The organism is Chryseobacterium sp. SIMBA_028, assembly GCF_046535285.1.
Classification (GTDB): domain Bacteria; phylum Bacteroidota; class Bacteroidia; order Flavobacteriales; family Weeksellaceae; genus Chryseobacterium.
This window is the reverse complement of the sequence record NZ_JAWRWZ010000001.1, coordinates 239,727-256,896: the sequence shown is the minus strand read 5'-3', so window position 1 is coordinate 256,896 and position 17,170 is coordinate 239,727. Positions and strand designations below refer to the sequence as shown.

18 protein-coding genes are annotated in these 17,170 nt (G+C 35.7%); 13 read left to right on the top strand and 5 right to left on the bottom strand.

Going from position 1 to position 17,170, the window contains the following annotated elements; all coding sequences use genetic code 11:
- Nucleotides 1-266: 266 nt before the first annotated feature.
- Genes SCA31_RS01205 through SCA31_RS01195 form a run of 3 tightly spaced genes read left to right on the top strand, consistent with a single transcriptional unit; the run spans nucleotide 267 to nucleotide 3,309 of the window.
- Nucleotides 267-1,184 carry a type VI secretion system baseplate subunit TssG gene (locus SCA31_RS01205; RefSeq protein ID WP_410694992.1) on the top strand — a complete coding sequence of 306 codons (918 nt, stop codon included), beginning with the start codon at nucleotides 267-269 and terminating at the stop codon, nucleotides 1,182-1,184.
- 54 nt (nucleotides 1,185-1,238) lie between these two features.
- Nucleotides 1,239-2,141 carry a TssN family type VI secretion system protein gene (locus SCA31_RS01200; RefSeq protein WP_410694991.1) on the top strand — a complete coding sequence of 301 codons (903 nt, stop codon included), beginning with the start codon at nucleotides 1,239-1,241 and terminating at the stop codon, nucleotides 2,139-2,141.
- A 28-nt stretch (nucleotides 2,142-2,169) separates the two neighbouring features.
- On the top strand, nucleotides 2,170-3,309 hold the full coding sequence (locus tag SCA31_RS01195) for a hypothetical protein (RefSeq protein WP_410694989.1): 1,140 nt from the start codon (nucleotides 2,170-2,172) through the stop codon (nucleotides 3,307-3,309).
- 74 nt (nucleotides 3,310-3,383) lie between these two features.
- Here SCA31_RS01195 and blaIND read toward each other — a convergent pair whose 3' ends face one another.
- Together blaIND and SCA31_RS01185 are read right to left on the bottom strand one after the other, a co-directional pair.
- Nucleotides 3,384-4,103 carry an IND family subclass B1 metallo-beta-lactamase gene (gene blaIND, locus SCA31_RS01190; RefSeq protein WP_410694988.1) on the bottom strand — a complete coding sequence of 240 codons (720 nt, stop codon included), beginning with the start codon at nucleotides 4,101-4,103 and terminating at the stop codon, nucleotides 3,384-3,386.
- A gap of 246 nt (nucleotides 4,104-4,349) precedes the next feature.
- Nucleotides 4,350-4,550, bottom strand: coding sequence for a DUF5808 domain-containing protein (locus SCA31_RS01185; protein ID WP_410694987.1), 201 nt, complete (start codon nucleotides 4,548-4,550; stop codon nucleotides 4,350-4,352).
- A 269-nt stretch (nucleotides 4,551-4,819) separates the two neighbouring features.
- Between SCA31_RS01185 and SCA31_RS01180 the strand changes: the two genes are divergently transcribed.
- Complete coding sequence (locus SCA31_RS01180) at nucleotides 4,820-7,249, top strand: TonB-dependent receptor (protein WP_410694986.1); 2,430 nt, start codon at nucleotides 4,820-4,822, stop codon at nucleotides 7,247-7,249.
- A gap of 50 nt (nucleotides 7,250-7,299) precedes the next feature.
- Here the strand turns inward: SCA31_RS01180 and SCA31_RS01175 are convergent, their stop codons facing one another.
- Nucleotides 7,300-7,953 (bottom strand): metal-dependent transcriptional regulator, encoded by a 654-nt coding sequence (locus SCA31_RS01175; RefSeq protein WP_410694984.1) that lies wholly within the window; start codon nucleotides 7,951-7,953, stop codon nucleotides 7,300-7,302.
- A gap of 85 nt (nucleotides 7,954-8,038) precedes the next feature.
- On the opposite strand from SCA31_RS01175, the gene SCA31_RS01170 reads away from it, so the two are divergent.
- On the top strand, nucleotides 8,039-9,073 hold the full coding sequence (locus tag SCA31_RS01170; RefSeq protein WP_410694983.1) for a threonine aldolase family protein: 1,035 nt from the start codon (nucleotides 8,039-8,041) through the stop codon (nucleotides 9,071-9,073).
- Between the two features lie 52 nt (nucleotides 9,074-9,125).
- On the opposite strand, the gene SCA31_RS01165 is transcribed toward SCA31_RS01170, so the two are convergent.
- Nucleotides 9,126-9,626, bottom strand: coding sequence for a hypothetical protein (locus SCA31_RS01165; RefSeq protein ID WP_410694982.1), 501 nt, complete (start codon nucleotides 9,624-9,626; stop codon nucleotides 9,126-9,128).
- A gap of 222 nt (nucleotides 9,627-9,848) precedes the next feature.
- On the opposite strand from SCA31_RS01165, the gene SCA31_RS01160 reads away from it, so the two are divergent.
- From SCA31_RS01160 to SCA31_RS01125, 8 genes are all read left to right on the top strand, one after another.
- On the top strand, nucleotides 9,849-10,808 hold the full coding sequence (locus SCA31_RS01160) for a hypothetical protein (RefSeq protein WP_410694981.1): 960 nt from the start codon (nucleotides 9,849-9,851) through the stop codon (nucleotides 10,806-10,808).
- Nucleotides 10,809-11,229: 421 nt separating this feature from the next.
- Nucleotides 11,230-12,687 (top strand): aldehyde dehydrogenase family protein, encoded by a 1,458-nt coding sequence (locus tag SCA31_RS01155; protein WP_410694980.1) that lies wholly within the window; start codon nucleotides 11,230-11,232, stop codon nucleotides 12,685-12,687.
- A 192-nt stretch (nucleotides 12,688-12,879) separates the two neighbouring features.
- Nucleotides 12,880-13,152, top strand: coding sequence for a hypothetical protein (locus SCA31_RS01150; RefSeq protein ID WP_410694979.1), 273 nt, complete (start codon nucleotides 12,880-12,882; stop codon nucleotides 13,150-13,152).
- Nucleotides 13,080-14,231 (top strand): hypothetical protein, encoded by a 1,152-nt coding sequence (locus SCA31_RS01145; protein WP_410694978.1) that lies wholly within the window; start codon nucleotides 13,080-13,082, stop codon nucleotides 14,229-14,231. Before SCA31_RS01150 ends, SCA31_RS01145 begins: the two co-directional genes overlap by 73 nt.
- Nucleotides 14,232-14,242: 11 nt before the next feature.
- Nucleotides 14,243-14,815, top strand: coding sequence for a DUF6705 family protein (locus SCA31_RS01140; RefSeq protein WP_410694977.1), 573 nt, complete (start codon nucleotides 14,243-14,245; stop codon nucleotides 14,813-14,815).
- Nucleotides 14,815-15,372, top strand: a complete 558-nt coding sequence (locus SCA31_RS01135) for a DUF6705 family protein (RefSeq protein ID WP_410694976.1) — start codon at nucleotides 14,815-14,817, stop codon at nucleotides 15,370-15,372. Before SCA31_RS01140 ends, SCA31_RS01135 begins: the two co-directional genes overlap by 1 nt.
- Nucleotides 15,372-15,932, top strand: a complete 561-nt coding sequence (locus tag SCA31_RS01130) for a DUF6705 family protein (protein ID WP_410694975.1) — start codon at nucleotides 15,372-15,374, stop codon at nucleotides 15,930-15,932. Before SCA31_RS01135 ends, SCA31_RS01130 begins: the two co-directional genes overlap by 1 nt.
- Nucleotides 15,932-16,492 carry a DUF6705 family protein gene (locus SCA31_RS01125; protein ID WP_410694974.1) on the top strand — a complete coding sequence of 187 codons (561 nt, stop codon included), beginning with the start codon at nucleotides 15,932-15,934 and terminating at the stop codon, nucleotides 16,490-16,492. Before SCA31_RS01130 ends, SCA31_RS01125 begins: the two co-directional genes overlap by 1 nt.
- Nucleotides 16,493-16,552: 60 nt before the next feature.
- On the opposite strand, the gene SCA31_RS01120 is transcribed toward SCA31_RS01125, so the two are convergent.
- Nucleotides 16,553-17,107 carry a DUF4256 domain-containing protein gene (locus tag SCA31_RS01120; RefSeq protein WP_410694973.1) on the bottom strand — a complete coding sequence of 185 codons (555 nt, stop codon included), beginning with the start codon at nucleotides 17,105-17,107 and terminating at the stop codon, nucleotides 16,553-16,555.
- Nucleotides 17,108-17,170 lie beyond the last annotated feature (63 nt).

Genomic DNA, 17,170 nt, shown 5'->3' with positions numbered 1-17,170 from the left:
TTGTAATAGAATGGGTATTACAAAATAACTGAACAAAATTTTAAATAACTGATTTTTAATACTAAACTTTTACATTTAAACATTGGGCTGATATGCTTTTTACCGTATTTTTACGGAATTTACTTAAAATTATTCCTTTTAATGTCAATAAATTAGTATTTTTAGAATAAAATTATTACCAAAATATTTTTTCAAACTTACGAGATATATTATCTTTACAAGTCATAATCACAGGAAACACTATGCATGAGAACAATATTGTAGACATGAATTACAATAAGCTGCAGACAGACTTTAAGGCTGAAGCGGTGGCTGTTAATCTTTTAAAATATCAACGGACAGTAAGTAATATCTTTATTGAAAGAGTCGGTGTGAATGACCGTGCCTATCTAAAGGATATTAAAAGCATTTCAAGCAGTTATCTAGGCTTTGATGAGGAAGTATTCACTATAGAAAGTTATAGGGAAGGAATTTATGATTATCTTCCTGAGGGATTATTTCATCCGCCGTCCCTTGGAGCTTCCAGAAAAAATGTAGATACTGTAGTAAGGGAAATTCGGAAGCAGAAAAGGGTGGAAGATGATGCCCGAAAGTTTTTTCGCCCTTTTGAGCTGGAGGTGTTTTTTACAGAGATCAGTGCCCTACTTAAGGAATCTGAGTTTGATATTTCCAGTACTACAGATTCTTTGCTGGAAACAGTAAGTGAACTTTGGCCACTAATTAATATGCTGGATAAGAAAAATGCCTATGTCTTTATGCATATTTTGCCATTTTTTCACCAGATCCGCGGAGATAAGAAATGGTTTGAGAGATGTATGACTGCATTTCTACAAGTACCTGTAGAAGTAACTTTCTCTCCAAATGTTATTGACGGAATAGAGAAAAATAATGACTCTATGCTGTTGGGAAACTCAAGGTTGGGAGTTACTTATATTCCCAGTGGAAGACATATGGACGGACAACGGAACTGGGTGGTTAATATTGGCCCGATTCCTTATGAGGAGATGAAAAAATATATTCCCGGAAGCCCGTTCAGAAATGTTCTTCAGGCTCTATATGATTATTTTCTTCCGGTAACGGTGGATATAGAGGAAAATTTTGTCACAGAAAAGGTAGAATACTCATTCAGCCTGATGGACGATGATAGAAATGCCAGCCGCCTTGGATACTCTACCTTCCTCTAAATTATTTTATTATATTTACAACTACCAACAAAGTATAAATTCGAAAAGAAAAAAATGGAAATTTCTTCAGTAAAAGGTATTTTTTTAAGGTATATCCTAATGCCTTTAATCGCAATTATAATGATGTTTATCCTGGGAATTATCAGGAGAAATAAGCCTGCGATAAAAATTAAAGTCATTATTATATACGTTCTTCTGTGCAGTTTATGTCTGGCCATTCCGGGTGTTTTTGGATTTGCCGGAAATCTTTTTAACCCTTACTGGTATCTCATTGCACAGGTTGTTTACCTTATTTTTGGGATTATTCATGTAAACTTATTACACAGATACTTTAAAAAGCATATTGAATCTCTGTCAATGAGTATTCTATTTGAGTCTATCCTTTCATTAACGTGTATAGCATTGGGCGGATTTTTGTTTACCTTGTTATTTAACTGGATGAGCAAAGGAACAGGGTATGCTGTAATGGCAGCCACCAGCATGCTGATCTTTGTGGTACCCATGGTATTTTATTACTGCTATATTCAGTTTATCAGTATTCCTTTTGATATCTATAAAACATGGAGATATTCTCCGGAGCAGAAACTTCCTGATTTTGATGGGGTTGACTTTGACAGATTAATGGTATTAAACGTTGAACTGAGTAAAAACCTTGAGGATACCAACCGATTCAGAATTAAGGCAAAAACACTTCCGACAGGAATTACTTTTGGGGACTGGTTTTATAGAGTAGTGGATGATTATAACCACAAAAATCCAGGATCTATTATTCATCTTTCAGATGAAACAAGAGAGCCTTATTACTGGATCTTTTATACTAAAAAATCGTTTTTCAGCTTCAGAAAATATATAGATTTCGACCAGGACATTACTACAAACAGCATTTCTGAAAATGAAGTGGTTATTTGTAAGAGAGTTATTCAGCATGAAGAGGAGGGAGTCGCCAGAAAATCATAAACACAAAAAAAATTAAAAAGTATTAAGCATGATACAACCTATTAAACATTTTGCAATCAATTGGGTGGATGGGATGAAAGTTTCCCAAAGACACCTTAATGATCAGGATAATTTCTTAATTGATACCATCAGAGATTCCAATTCACTTGGGATTACTACATATAACTATGGCCTTCTGCCTATTTCCACAGAATTTACAGATCGTACTATTTTTGATGTTCACAATACTGCAACCAATGATGTGCAGCTGGTGATCAAAAGATGCAGCGCTGTTACTATGGCCGGATATCGTATAGAATTAATCGATAGAAGAATTAGTGTGAAATCATTGGCAAAGTCAATGAATGAGGAGCAGGTAGATGGAGAGTATTATATCCTGATCTCTGTAAATCCTTTTGATAAGGTTCCGTTTGGAGATATTGACCCGGAAGAGATTCCGCCACGTCACCCTAATGCACAGCCTAATCACCACATTGAGTTGCTTCCTGTAACTTCTCTGAACAGCAGTTATTCGGGAGGAAATTACTTGATTATCGGGAAGGTGGATTTAAAAGCTAATATTGCACAGGTAGATTCCAACTTTATTCCGCCATGTACTTCTATTCAGAGTCATCCGGCTTTAGTGGATTATTACGGAAGCTTTGCAAAATCGATCGGGAATTTACAGCAGTATGCTTTTAAGATTATTCAAAAAGCATCTCACAAAAATCAGAATACAGCATTGGCACAGAATGTTAAGTTTTTGTGTAGCACGATGGTGAACAACTTTGGGGATATGTATTTCCAATTCAGAAATATTACACCTTGGCAGCCACCTGTATTTTTAATTGAATCGTTTGCAAGACTGGCGCTTCATTTATACAACTCAACGCAGCTTCTGGTTCCTGCTGAACTGGAAGAAATGCTAAACTACAGTTTAGAATGGAGTGAGATTGCCCCACATACCTTACTGAACCAGCTTTCTATTGTGGCTGAGACTAATTATGACCACCACAATTCCGGTGAGCCGTTACTTTATATTCAGCAGATGTTGAGAAGCTTAGAAACTATCTTTGCCAAACTGAGCGAACTGGATTATATTGGTCAGAGAAAAGAAAATATTATTGTTAATGAGCAGGAGGTTTCTAGCAATTCTAACCCTAAGAGAGGTTGGAGTGTACTAGATTAATACTATCTGTTACTAAAATATAAATCCCGAATTGAAATTCGGGATTTTTTTATTGTAAAAAAATATAAGCAAATTTATTTTTTGTTCAGAAGATCAAGAGTATGCTCTACATGTCCGCCTCCTTTCCATTCATCATGTCCCGGAATGACCAGAGTTGCCTGAGCGTACTTAGACTTTAGTTTAGCCATAGTTTGTGGCCATTGCGCAACATTGGCCTCTCCGGTATAGCCCAGATCAACTGCCGATTTGCTTTTTACAAGACATCCGCCATCTAATATCTTATATTTTGGAAACCACACCACAACATTGTCAGCAGTATGCCCTTCACCAAGAAAATCTACTGTAAATTCCTCCCCGCCAATGCGGTAAGGTTTTCCTGTTTTTATAAGTTCTGTAGAGGTAGCTTTTCCGTCTTTCTTTAGTAATTCATTGGTTTTTGCGGTTGCATAGGTTTTAATTCCTTTATTGTTATAAAAGCTTAGGTCTCCGGCTCTGTCTTCGTGTGAATGAGTAGCAAATACCGCAATTACAGGAAAGTTATGACGTTTTTGAATCGTATCCATTAAGCTTTGATACTGTGTTTTCTGCCATGGAACATCAAATAATACAACTCCTTTTTTAGTTACCAGATAAACAGCATTGGTAGAATATTCTTTACCTCCGAATACTCCGAAAGTTTTGTAAATATAGAAGTTAGGCTGGATGGGAGGTTCAATCACAAAATCTCTTACCTGAGCATTTGCTAGCGGGCTCAGCAACATAGAAGCAATTAAAAATGGAATGCTTTTTTTCATAATTTTTTTAAGTAATAATTAAGTTTTGTAGTTGTTGGAATGACAAAGTCTGTAGAACGTTTTGCAAACCTAGTTAAAAATAAATCTTCAGATATTTTAGGATGGAGAGTTTAACCCTTTTTTAACAATTACGCTGTCAATACCTTTCAAAAAAGCACTGTAATTAATAGAAACTAAATTATGTTCAATATGAGAATTTGTATAATTTTTTTTGCAAGTCGAAAATATGATGTAAACAATAAAAACTTAAAAAAAATACATTTTTTTTATTGATTCTACTATGAATATAAGTAAAGTAATTGCTAAAAACATTGCTAAAATAGAGTACGGATTAGCAAAGTTAACGGTCCAGCCTAAAAATTTATTTCTTTTCGGCGGAAAAAGCCTCTTGTCATCTTTATTATAATAAAAAATCCCCAATTTCCAGTGGTTTTCATCATCTTTCATAACTTAATATTTTTTTGTTAAATAAATAATACACATCGTTATTTCTATCTCTATAGTATTAATGCTCCTATCATCGAAAACATAAAAGACATAAGACCATGAATTATAAATATACTCAAATGAAATAAAATGCCCAAAAATAATAAAAACAAGAAATTAAAATTAAATAACGCAACATTGTTGCGATAGTGATTTTTTTACTACTTTTGATTTTTATTAATAACCATTTTTTTTACGTTTAACAGAATTTAATAAAAATCTTAATGTATATGAAATTCAGACTGATGCTGGCAGCATCTGCTATCTTTATTGTTTCTACGGTAAATGCTCAGGAGACAGAAGTGACAGGGAAAGTGATTTTTGAAAATGGGGGCAGTCCGACTGCTGAAGTAATGATTAAAGACACTTCGGCAAAAACTATGGTCGATAGAAATGGTGGCTATACGATCAAAAATCTGGCTCCCGGAAATTATAGACTTTTGGTAAAAGCTAAGGGATATGAAGAATTTGAACAGGAGATCTATGTAGAAAAAAAAAGTATGCTTATTCCAAATATTGTACTCATCCGCAATAGTAATAGCATTGATGAAATAGCAATAACAGGAGTTTCAAGAGAAACCTTAATTAAAGAAACACCTGTTGCTATGCTCAGTATTTCTTCCAAACAGATTGAAAGAACTGTGGCTACAAACATCATCAGTTCATTGGTGAAATCTGCTCCGGGATTAAGTGTTGTGGAAACAGGACCTAATATTTCCAAACCTTTTATCCGGGGTCTGGGTTATAATAGGGTACTCACTCTTTATGATGGTATACGTCAGGAAGGCCAGCAATGGGGAGATGAGCATGGCATAGAAGTCGCTCCCTATATTGTGGAACGGGCAGAGGTCATAAAAGGACCTGCCAGTTTGATGTTTGGTTCTGATGCTTTGGCAGGAGTGGTAAGCCTTTTTCCTTATTTGCCCTCTCAGAATGATGGTATGGTGCATGGAAAAATAACCAGTGAATATCAGGGAAATAATAATCTTATCGGAAACGGGATGCAGCTGGGCTACAAAAAGAATTCTTTTATAGCTTCCTTAAATGCTTCTTACAGAATGGCAAAAAACTACAGAAATGCTATAGACGGCAGAGTGTATAATGCCAATTTTGAAGAAAAAAACTTTTCTTTTCTCTTAGGACACAAGACAACTACCAGTTTTTCAAAAATTAACTTTACACTATACGACAATCTGCAAGGAATACCTGATGGAAGCCGTGATCCTAATACCGGAAAATTTACATATCAGATAGGAGAGGGAGATGACGATGATGTGGAAAAAAGGCCTGGTGTTTCAGAAAAAGACCTTAATTCCTACACGCTTTCTCCTTTACATCAGAGAATTCAGCATTATAGATTATATGCACAACACAATCAGCAGATTGGGAATGGTGATCTGGATGTTCAGCTGGCTTTACAACAGAATATCCGCAGAGAATATAACCATCCTACTGTTCCTTCACAACCCGGAATGTATGTACGGCTTAATACTTTGAACTATGGATTACGATATAATTTTCCTAAATTTTCATCTGTTGAAATCTCTGCGGGTATTAATGGAATGGTTCAGGATAATAAAAATAAATCTGCTACAGATTTTCCTATTCCCGATTACGACCTGAGTGAGGGTGGCATCTATACATATATCAAATGGAAATATAAAAGACTTAACATAAGCGGTGGTGCCCGCTATGATATTCGAAAAATCGGCTGGGACAATTTCTTTATACAGACCAATCCGATAACACAATTTGAGGAGCATGCTGCTCAGGCATCTTCCAATACCAGACTTGGGTTTGCTTCTTACAACAAAACATTCGGTGGCTTATCCGCCAGTATCGGATCGGCTTTTCAATTGACAAAGCAAATCAGTCTTAAAGCTAATATTGGGAGAAGTTACAGAGCACCAAACATTACAGAGATTGGTTCAAACGGACTGGATCCCGGAGCTCATATTATTTATAAAGGAAACAGAGATTTCAATCCTGAGTTCTCATTGCAGGAAGATTTGGGAGTGAGTACCAGATTCAAAGACTTTTCAGCAGATGTAAGCTGGTTTAATAATCATATTCAGAATTATATTTATCTTTCATTACTTGTGGATGCACAGGGGAAGCCTATTGTAGATACCCAGGGAAACAGAACTTATCAGTATCAGCAGGCTTCTGCTCAGCTTTATGGAATGGAAGCATGGCTATCATTGCATCCGGAGAAATGGAAAGGGTTTAATTTTGAAACCAGTTTATCCGTTATTTACGGATTCAACCGTGATAAGAAATTCAAAAATAAAGAAACTCAGGGAGAATACCTTCCATTGATTTCACCATTGAAATTATCAGGAAACCTGTCTCAGAAAATATCTGTTCGGTCAAAATTAATTTCATCGGTTACGCCTACAGCAGAAGTAGAGTTTTCAGCAGCGCAGAACAGGTATATGGGCTTGGATAATACAGAAACTGCAACAGCGGATTATACATTATTTAATGTAGGTACGTCAGTTGCCATCCATTATTCTGAAAACCATTCAGCAGTTCTGCAGTTTCAGGTAAATAATGTATTGGACCGCGCCTATCAGTCCCATCTTAGCCGGTTAAAATACTTAGGGAATATCTATAATATGGGACGGAATATATCTTTAAAACTTATCGTTCCTTTTTAATAAATAATCCTAAAGGTGACCGCTTACTATGCAGTCACCTTTAGGATCATCTATTTTTTCACCAATATTTTCTCAGTTGCTTTTTTGCTTAAAATTTCATTTTTTCCCTCAATTTCTATGGTCATCGACTTGTCGAAGTTTTCAATCTTAGTAATCTTTACCTTAGTATTAAGAAGAAGCTTTCTGTCATTCAGGTAGGTAAGGAAAGCATCATCAGAAAGGGTAACGGAAGCAAAAATAACTGTTTCTCCAACTTCGCAGCTGCTTAATTTCTGAAGATCCTGAGCAATGATGTTACCATCCTTATCCGGAATTGGTTCTCCATGGGGATCGAATTTGGGATGATCAAGAATTTCATCCATTTTATCAAAGAAAATTTGAGAGTGTACATGTTCCAGCTGTTCGGCAATTTCATGCACATTTTCCCAGCCAAAATTCATTTTTTTGACCAAAAACATTTCGGTAAGCCGGTGCTTGCGAACCACAAGGGCAGCTTCCCGTCTTCCGTTTTCTGTAACAATCAGCGGTTTATAGGTCTCATAAATGACCCACTTTTTTTCTGCAAATTTCTTCATCATATTATTAACGCTCGGCATTTTCACATTTAAAAATTTGCTGAGTTCATTAATGGTCACCTTTCCTTCATTGTCAACTAAATGAAACAAAGCTTTCAGGTAATTTTCTTCTGTTAGGGTTGTTCTCAAAATGTTAGATGATTTTCAATACAAAACTAACAAAATATTATGGAAAGATCACTCTTGTTATTTTAACTTTTTTTAATTTTACAGTATGAAATTTTCATTTAAAAACGACTATTCTGAGGGATGCCACCCCAATATTCTGCAGGCTCTTTTACAATATAATCTTGACCAGCAGGCCGGTTATGGTGAGGATGAGTATTCTTTGCAGGCAAAAGAATTAATTAAGCAAAAAATAAATAAGAAAGATTCTGAGGTTTACCTTGTTTCCGGAGGAACACAGGCTAATTTAATAGTGATTTCATCTATTCTGAAGCCTTATCAATGCGCAGTTTCTGCATCTACAGGACATATTTTAAATAATGAGACCGGAGCGATTGAAGCTACCGGACACAAAATATTAAGTATTGAAACTGAAGATGGAAAACTAAGACCATCCGATATTGTTCCGGTTTTGGAAAGCCATAGAAATGTTCCGCACCAGGTAATGCCAAAACTGATTTATATATCAAACTCCACGGAGTTAGGTACTATTTATAAGGAAAAGGAACTGGAAGAGCTTTCCGAATTTTGCAAAGAGAATCGTCTCTATTTGTTTATGGACGGAGCTAGGCTGGGACACGGATTAACTTCCGAGATCAGTGATCTTACCCTGGAAAGAGTGGCGGAACTTACCGATGTATTCTACCTTGGAGGAACCAAAAACGGAGCATTGATAGGAGAGGCTATTGTTATTAATACCCCTTTGCTTCAAGAGGATTTTGCATTTAATATCAAGCAGAAAGGAGCGTTATTGGCAAAAGGACGTCTGTTGGGAATTCAGTTTATGGAACTGATGAAAGGTAATCTTTATTTTGACCTGGCAAAACATGCCAATCAACAAGCCATGAAGATAAAGCATGCCCTGCAGGAAAAAGGAATAGAATTTCTTTCAGATACCTATACCAATCAGATTTTCCCGATTGTAAGCAATGATCTTATCCAAATTTTATCAGAACATTTTGATTTTTTCGTCTGGAAAAAAATAGATGAGAGCTTTTCGGCCATCCGCCTTATCACTTCATGGAATACAGGTGATGAAGCCGTGAACCGGTTTATTGAAATTATTGAAAGAGAATTGTCATAAAATAAAAAACAGCCTTCGTGAAGGCTGTTTTTGTTTCTATACATGTTTGCAATTATTTTAAAGCTTTGGTAACCACTTTACAATCTGCAGTATTTAGTGTTTGTCCCTCTTTATAGCTGATCTTTTTTTCGTCGGCATATTTAGATTGTCCGTCTTCTTCTTTATGATCTCCAATACCTTCCGTTAAGACATTATCCTTTTGAAGGAAGTAAATATCTCTTTTGCTTTTTTTACCTTCAGAAGTGAACTCATATGTCAGTTTCAGGGTATCTCCGGATTTAAAACCTGTAATATCTCCTTTTGAACTGTCTTTCTCGCTGTTTTTGTAAGATAATTTTCCGGTAATTGTTCCCAGATTATCATCAATAGAAGCAAAAACACTGTCTTTTCCTGTCGCTCCGATATAGCAGAATGATTTTGTCCCCAATGTATCTACTACAGGCTCAATAGTTGTTATCGTATCAGTCTGAGCTTTAGGAGCCACTGTTTCTGTTTTTTTATTACAATTCATAAGAAAAACCGATACTGCACCCAGTAAGATTAATTTTTTCATATCCAAAGTTGTTATATTAAATTCAAATTTCAATCTACTAAATTAGTAATAGTATTTAAATATGAAAGAATATCATCTACAAATAGACATGATTTTCAATATCCATCTTCTGTATTTTCTTTTAAATGAATAAAATTGATAGTTTCGTGTGAATGCTTTTTTGAGGCCGGTAATACTTTGGGCACGATAAATGATTGATTATACCTTTACATTTCACACCCTATGAAAAAATCAGTGATAATTACCATATTGGGATTCTTGTTTTTAGGAATACAGTTTTTAACGGCACAGACTCCTCAAAATTATATCTACACATCATCCGGTGATTTGCAGAATATTGAAAAAATGATTACCAGAAAAGACATTGGCGGTGTACAGATTGTCTACAACTGGAGAGCATTGGAAACTTCTAAAGACGTTTATGATTTTTCCAGAATTGAAAAAGACCTTCAATATTTAAGCCAGTTAAACAGGAAATTATTTATCCAGCTTCAGGACCGTTTTTTCGAGCCCGAAGCCCGATATGTTCCTGATTATATTTTAAATGAAAAAGAATACAACGGGGGGCTGGTTCCTCAATATGACAATCCGGGCGAAAATAAGCCTGTCGGAAATGGATGGGTTACACAACAGTGGAATCCCATGGTACAGAAAAGATATCAGAAGCTGATAAGTATGCTGGCTGCAAAATTTGACGGGAAAATTCAGGGGATCAATCTTCCTGAAACTGCCATTGATATTGATATGAAGAGAGATAAAACAGGTTTCAGCTGTGACCGGTATTTTCAGGCCGAATTGGATAATCTGAAATATGCCAGAAACGCTTTCAAAAAATCTTATGTCTTACAATATGTCAATTTTTTCCCGTGTGAATGGGAAAATGACCATCAATACATGTCGAGATTATTTGAATTGGCTGCAAAAAATAATATAGGATTAGGCGGACCGGATATTGTTCCGGAGAAAAATGCCCAAATGAAAAATTCCTATCCGTTTTTTAATCAATATAAAGGAAGACTGCCTTTGGTGGCTATGGCAGTTCAGGAACCCACTTTAACCTATACAAATCCCAAAACTAATAAACCTTTTACAAAAGAAGAGTTCACAGACTATGCAGAGCATTATCTGGGTGTTAATATTATATTTTGGAGCGTGGAATCTCCGTGGCTTAACAATAAATAGCTGATTCCTATATAGGTTTTACAAATTGAGCAAATGCTTTTATTGATAGTTAATAGCTATTTCATTCTTTATATACCGTCATCAAAAACAGAGATATCTGATGCTATGATCTAAGGCTGACGCCTTTCATTCTACTTACTATTTTCAGATCAGGAACAGTGGCTTTGTACTAGAATACCAACCACCCATAAAGTTTACTACAACAATTAAAATGAAAAATAAGGCTATTATTATTCCTGAATAGTGACAGCCAATTACTTGGGAAAGGATCTTTTTCTGGGTAGGTTTGTAATGGTCGGAAATCAAAGGAAATCTTCATGGAATTTTTCAGACAGTACTACCTGTGATAAAAAATAAAAAGATTTTCTGTTTATTGATCAACTATAACATTTTACTTTAAAATTAATTTAACACAAATCATATGAATTTTTCAACACAATTTTTAATTAATGGAGAACTGTTTACTCCTGTGGGGCTTGGTACAGAAACTTCAATTAATCCTTCTAATGGGGAAGTTCTTGCAGAGTTCCCTATGGCAACCCAATCAACAGCATGTGAGGCCGTTGCAGCAGCAAAGCAAGCCTTTGAAAAAGGGCCGTGGTCAAAGATGACGCCTGACGGACGTGGACGTCTGCTATGGAGATTGGCAGATCTTGTAGAAGAAAATAAGCTGGAGCTGGCATTAATAGAGACTCTTGATCAAGGGATCGTTATGAAAGACGGACTTAGCTGGCAAATAGAAAATCTAGTCAATGTACTTCGGTATTATGCCGGTTATGCAACTAAAATTGAAGGATATACCAATCCTTTTGCTTCTCCTGATTATATATTTCGTACAAAACGGGAGCCGCTTGGAGTTTGTGCAGTTATTCCCGGATGGAATGCACCTTTAATGGAATTAGGATGGAAGCTGGGTCCTGCCTTGGCAACGGGGAATACTGTGGTGGTAAAAGCAGCTCGCCAAAGTCCATTATCTATTCTGCATTTTGGTAAATTAATTATTCAGGCAGGTTTTCCAGCAGGAGTTGTTAATATTATTACCGGTGCAGGTGCGGAATCGGGTGATTATCTGGCTACACATCCTGACGTGAGGAAAATTTCCTACACAGGCTCCACAGCAACAGGTAAACACCTAATGAAGCTGGCAGCAGACAGCGTAAAGCGTTTTTCTATGGAACTGGGAGGTAAGAATCCTCTTATTGTGGCTCAGGATGCTGATATTGAAAAAGCTATAGCAGGGCAGATTATCGGCGGTTATTTTAATGCGGGACAGATTTGTGCAGCATACAGCCGTACGTATGTTCATGAGTCTGTTGCTCAGGAATTTATTGATAAACTGGTCACTAAAGTCAGCCGTTTAAAAATTGGAAAAGGAGAGGAAAAACTTACAGATATGGGACCGCTCATTAATGCCAAGCAGGTAGACCGCGTTTCCGATTATGTAGCCAAAGGTATCGATCAGGGAGCTAAACTCGCTTATGGAGGCAGGAAACCAGATGATGAATTGCTGGCAAAAGGAAGTTTTTACTTACCTACTATTTTAACGGATGTTACAGACACTAATGTGGTGGCAAAGGAGGAAATTTTCGGACCTGTTGTCAATATTTTAACTTACAGTGATGATGAAGAAGTGATGGCAAGGGTGAATGATACAGAGATGGGATTATGCGGAAGTGTTTTCTCTCAGGATATTGGACGCGCCAACCGTTTTGCTGAACGTATTCAGGCTGGAATGATCTGGATGAATACCGGACCGATACTGGACGGTCCATCTCCGTGGGGTGGATATAAGCAATCCGGAATTGGTAGGGAAATGGGACCGGATCCTCTTAGTGCCTATACTGAAAGTAAATCTATTATAACGTACATAGGATCATAGTTATTTACATAAAAATACATACGATAAATACAATCAGTTTACTATTAGTGGGTAAAGTAGTCATTATTACAAGAGCTGATTCAGGAATTGACTAATTCATCTTTACTACTCCATAAATGATTTACTTTTATCCTGTAATAAAAAATCACACAAAAAAGAATTAATTATTGTATTTACAAAACACAAATGCTTATGAAGACAAATCTAGTCTATGGACTTTTATTGTTAAGCACGTTCACAGTTTCCCTCAATTCGTGTAGAACAGATGAGATGCTGACAGGCACAGAACAAACGCAAAAGGAGAAAATTGCCTTTTTTGAACGCTTTGAAAAGGAAAAGGGTCTTTCCAAAAATGCAGCATCCAACAACTATGCACTCCCTTTGGAAACTCCATGCTTGCCTACTTTGAGAAGTTTCCCGAAAAGAAAACCGAGCTGGAAAACAAGTATGGAACGGTGGATTTAAGGGTTTCCTCACAGGATATAGGAGGAGATGAGGGAGACAACAGAAAGCTTCTATTTTTTCCGATGCTCAAGGATGGAAAGGTAACGGCCGTAATAGCGGGAGTGATTAATGCAGAAAGAGACTATCTCTATTTTGACGTTCACCAAAGCACACATTCCGATGTTATTTATCTTATTAATACATTTCAGGACTACTATGAAACCAAGACAGTTTCCAGAAATAGTAACAATCCTATTGATGTAGGAGAAGTGATCATCAGAGTAACAAGACCGGTAAAGCTGACGATGTATGACGGATGGGCCGGAAATGGAGGTCCTGGCAATGGCGGACACGACATGGGTGGTGGAAATGGTGATTTTGGGGGATATGGTGGAGGTGGTGGATATGCTCCAAATACACCTAATAACACGAATCCTTGTGAGCAAACGAAAAATATTGTGAATAATTCCAAATCAAAACCAGCCATAGATTCGTTAAAACAACAATCTAAATCAGGGGATGAAAAAGGATTTAAAGTAAATTCAGACGGAACTACCACTGCACAGATTAATGGCGGGGCACATCACGTGGATCTAGGAGATACCGCAGGCTATTTAGGAGGGTATCATAACCATACTCCCTCAGGCATAAAAATGTTCTCACCTCCTGATATTACAAAGATGCTTAGCTTTGCAATGGCACAAACTAATGGGAATATTGGAAATGGCTTTATGGGAATGATTGGGTCTGAACCATGCTCTTCTTGTCCGGATGGCTATAGATATTATCATTATATAATTAATTTTAATGGTACCTCTCAGGAGTTGGCTGGGTTTCTATATAATGCGAATTGGGATTTAAAGAAAATTATAAAAGATTATCGAGATAGAGAGAAAGAACTCTCCGAAAATCTATCTTACACCAACCAATTGGGAGGAAACTTAAATAGTAACGGACTTCAAAAATTATTTTTTGATACGTTGAAGAACATGAAAATGGAAGGAAAAGTAAGCCTGCAAAAAATAGAAGATAACGGAACTGTGCAAAGTATAGCATTAACAAGTAATGGAAGCAGTACAACAGCTACACCATGTCCTTAAAAACAAACATTATGAAAACAATATATTTTAAAATAATAATTATACTAGGATTAATTGTAAATACAATATCCTGCAAAGCACAAACACTTCCCTTGAATACATTAATGGATGATATACCTGCAAATGGACATTTAAAAGATCTTAATAATGAACTTTCACCTTATGTAGGAACCTATAAAGCTAGCTATGGGGGAAATGAAATCATTCTATACATTACAAAGATTGAAAACAGATTAGAAGAACGTACAAATAAAAACTTTTATCGAGATGCACTAGTGGTAAACTATGTAGTTAAAAATTCCTCTGGAATAATTTTGCAGGATACTAAAAATAATAACCTTTCCAATATTGAGCTCTATAGTACGAGAACTAGACCAACTCTTAATACTGTAATTTTTTACTATAGTGGAACTAATTGTCGAATAGGCTGGGGTGATATTTTTTTAAAGAAAATTAATAATACCCAAATATCATGGGAATATAGACCAGATGATATCGTTCTAACAACAGGAGACTGTCCCCAAGGTACAGATAAAACTATCTATCTCCCAGAAACAAAAGACTTAATTTTCACAAAACAATAGTGAAAAATATAATGATCATATTAGGGATGTTTGCTGTGTTTTCTTGTAAAGCACAAACATTACCTCTAAATACAGCATTAAATGCCATACCAGCAAATGCATATGTAAAAGATTTAAATAATGAATTAACACCATATATTGGAACTTATAAAGGTAACTTTCAAAATAAAGAAATAACTTTAATAATAACCAAAAAAGATGATAAACTAGAAGTTCGTTCAACTAAGCAATTTCATAGGGATGCCTTAGTTATAAAATATATAGTAAAAAATTCTTTAGGTAATATTCTTCAAGACACGCAAAATAATGCTATACCTAAAATAGAGCTATATAGTATCGCAACAAGACCATTAAATAATTCTGTTATTTTCTATTATAGTGGAACTAATTGTCGCGTAGGCTGGGGTGATATTTTTCTAAAAAAGATAAGTAACACTCAAATTTCTTGGGAATATCGTCCGGATAATATTATAATTGATGACAAAACATGTCCTCCTGGAACAGATATTAATATCTATCTCCCAGAAACAAAAGACTTAATTTTCACAAAACAATAGTGAGAAATGCTCTGCTCATATTAGGGATGTTCGCTGTGTTTTCTTGCAATGCACAACAAATTTACCCTTTAAGAACCTATACAGAAGTACCTGCAAATTCATATATAAAAGATTTAAATGATGAACTACTTCCATATGAAGGAACTTGGAAAGGAGCTTGGAATGGAAAGACTATTTGGGTTTATTTCAATAGGATAAAAAAGCACTTTACCTATTTAGAAAATAGACCATACTATAATGATATATTAATTGGAAAATTTAAGATTGTAAATACAAATGGAAGCATTCTTTTTGATAATACAAATCTTTCTGATGAAAATACTAAAATTAAAGGAAATAGATTTTTCTCAGTTCCAAATGTTAGATATATGTTAAATTATAATGATCCAGACTTGTGTAATGTTTCTGGAAAGATTCTCATCAACTTCACAGGTTCTTCCAAGACACAACTTAGTTGGAAATTTAACTATGTGAGTAATATAATTACTGCTGATTGTTCTTTTTATAACACTGAAGAACCTGAAGTATTTCCTGAAGAAATCATTCTAACAAAACAATAGTGAGAAATACTCTGATCATATTAGGAATGTTTGCTGTGTTTTCTTGTAAATCACAGGTTATTTCTCTAGACCAAGTATCTCAGTGTGAAAGCGGTAATTGTCCTAAGTATACTGCTATAAAAGACACAAATAACAGATTGAATAAATTTATTGGAATGTGGCAAGGAAGTTATACAGATGGAACATCATATGAATTTAAATTCACTAAAGAATTAGACTATTCAGAGTATGGCGGAAAGCCTAGAGATTTGATCATTGGAAGAATCCAAGTTAAAAAAGCTGATGGAACAATCATAGAAAATAACTTAAATGTTTCTGATAGTTATGCTAAGATTAAGGGATTAGAATTTGATAAAAGTTTAACCAAGTATCAAATGTATTATTCAGGAAATGCAGAATGTAATGACAAAGGATTTGTATACCTATCTTTCCCTGATCCTAATAATTTAAATCAAATGAGGCTTATTTTTATGCAAGATAGAGATATTATAGCCAGTTGTCCAAGTGATTATAAAACGGTAATGCCGGATGGAAAAGCTATAATGCTTACAAAACAATAAAAAAATCCCAGTTAAACTGGGATTTTTTGTTTTTACCGTTTAAGCGTCAATCTTTCAGGTTTATATTTTTAATAATCCTCTAAAACCTCTTGCAGCATAATAGGAATCTGCACCATTATGGTACATAAAGACCCTATTGTAGCGTCTGTCACAAAAGATTGCTCCTCCCAGTTCTCTGATGGAGGCCGGAGTTTGTACCCAGCTTGAAGTCTTCTGATCAAACTTTCCCAATTCCTGAAGCTGGCGGTATTGTTCTTCGGTTAGAAGTTCAATGCCCATTTCAGAAGCTTTGTCTATGACATTGCTTTCCGGTTTATTGGCCTTTCGGGAATTCCAGGCTGGGTAATCATAGCAGAGGCTTCTGCGTTTCGGGCTTTCTGGGGAGCAGTCGAAGAAGATGTATTCATCTGTTCTTTTATCATAAGCTACCACATCAGGTTCGCCTTCTGTTTGTTCCATTTCGTTCAGCGACCATAGCTTTTCAGGAGCAGCTTCCAGTTTAGTCTGGATTTTCTCCCATTTCAGGTCCTTATGGCGGTGCATGTTTTTTTCGAATCGGGCTTTTAGTATTTTTAAAAGTTCGTTGATTTGTTCTTGGGTGAGTTTCTTTTTCATGTCAAATTTTGTTTACGATTGGTTTTGTGAGGTTGAGAATCGCAATGACGCGAGTCTTGCTAA

Bases quoted from the DNA above. Each gene is read 5' to 3' on its own strand.
- SCA31_RS01205 (WP_410694992.1), top strand. From the start codon at position 267: ATGAATTACAATAAGCTGCAGACAGACTTTAAGGCTGAAGCGGTGGCT.
- SCA31_RS01200 (WP_410694991.1), top strand. From the start codon at position 1,239: ATGGAAATTTCTTCAGTAAAAGGTATTTTTTTAAGGTATATCCTAATG.
- SCA31_RS01195 (WP_410694989.1), top strand. From the start codon at position 2,170: ATGATACAACCTATTAAACATTTTGCAATCAATTGGGTGGATGGGATG.
- blaIND (WP_410694988.1), bottom strand. From the start codon at position 4,103: ATGAAAAAAAGCATTCCATTTTTAATTGCTTCTATGTTGCTGAGCCCG.
- SCA31_RS01185 (WP_410694987.1), bottom strand. From the start codon at position 4,550: ATGAAAGATGATGAAAACCACTGGAAATTGGGGATTTTTTATTATAAT.
- SCA31_RS01180 (WP_410694986.1), top strand. From the start codon at position 4,820: ATGAAATTCAGACTGATGCTGGCAGCATCTGCTATCTTTATTGTTTCT.
- SCA31_RS01170 (WP_410694983.1), top strand. From the start codon at position 8,039: ATGAAATTTTCATTTAAAAACGACTATTCTGAGGGATGCCACCCCAAT.
- SCA31_RS01165 (WP_410694982.1), bottom strand. From the start codon at position 9,626: ATGAAAAAATTAATCTTACTGGGTGCAGTATCGGTTTTTCTTATGAAT.
- SCA31_RS01160 (WP_410694981.1), top strand. From the start codon at position 9,849: ATGAAAAAATCAGTGATAATTACCATATTGGGATTCTTGTTTTTAGGA.
- SCA31_RS01155 (WP_410694980.1), top strand. From the start codon at position 11,230: ATGAATTTTTCAACACAATTTTTAATTAATGGAGAACTGTTTACTCCT.
- SCA31_RS01150 (WP_410694979.1), top strand. From the start codon at position 12,880: ATGAAGACAAATCTAGTCTATGGACTTTTATTGTTAAGCACGTTCACA.
- SCA31_RS01145 (WP_410694978.1), top strand. From the start codon at position 13,080: ATGCTTGCCTACTTTGAGAAGTTTCCCGAAAAGAAAACCGAGCTGGAA.
- SCA31_RS01140 (WP_410694977.1), top strand. From the start codon at position 14,243: ATGAAAACAATATATTTTAAAATAATAATTATACTAGGATTAATTGTA.
- SCA31_RS01120 (WP_410694973.1), bottom strand. From the start codon at position 17,107: ATGAAAAAGAAACTCACCCAAGAACAAATCAACGAACTTTTAAAAATA.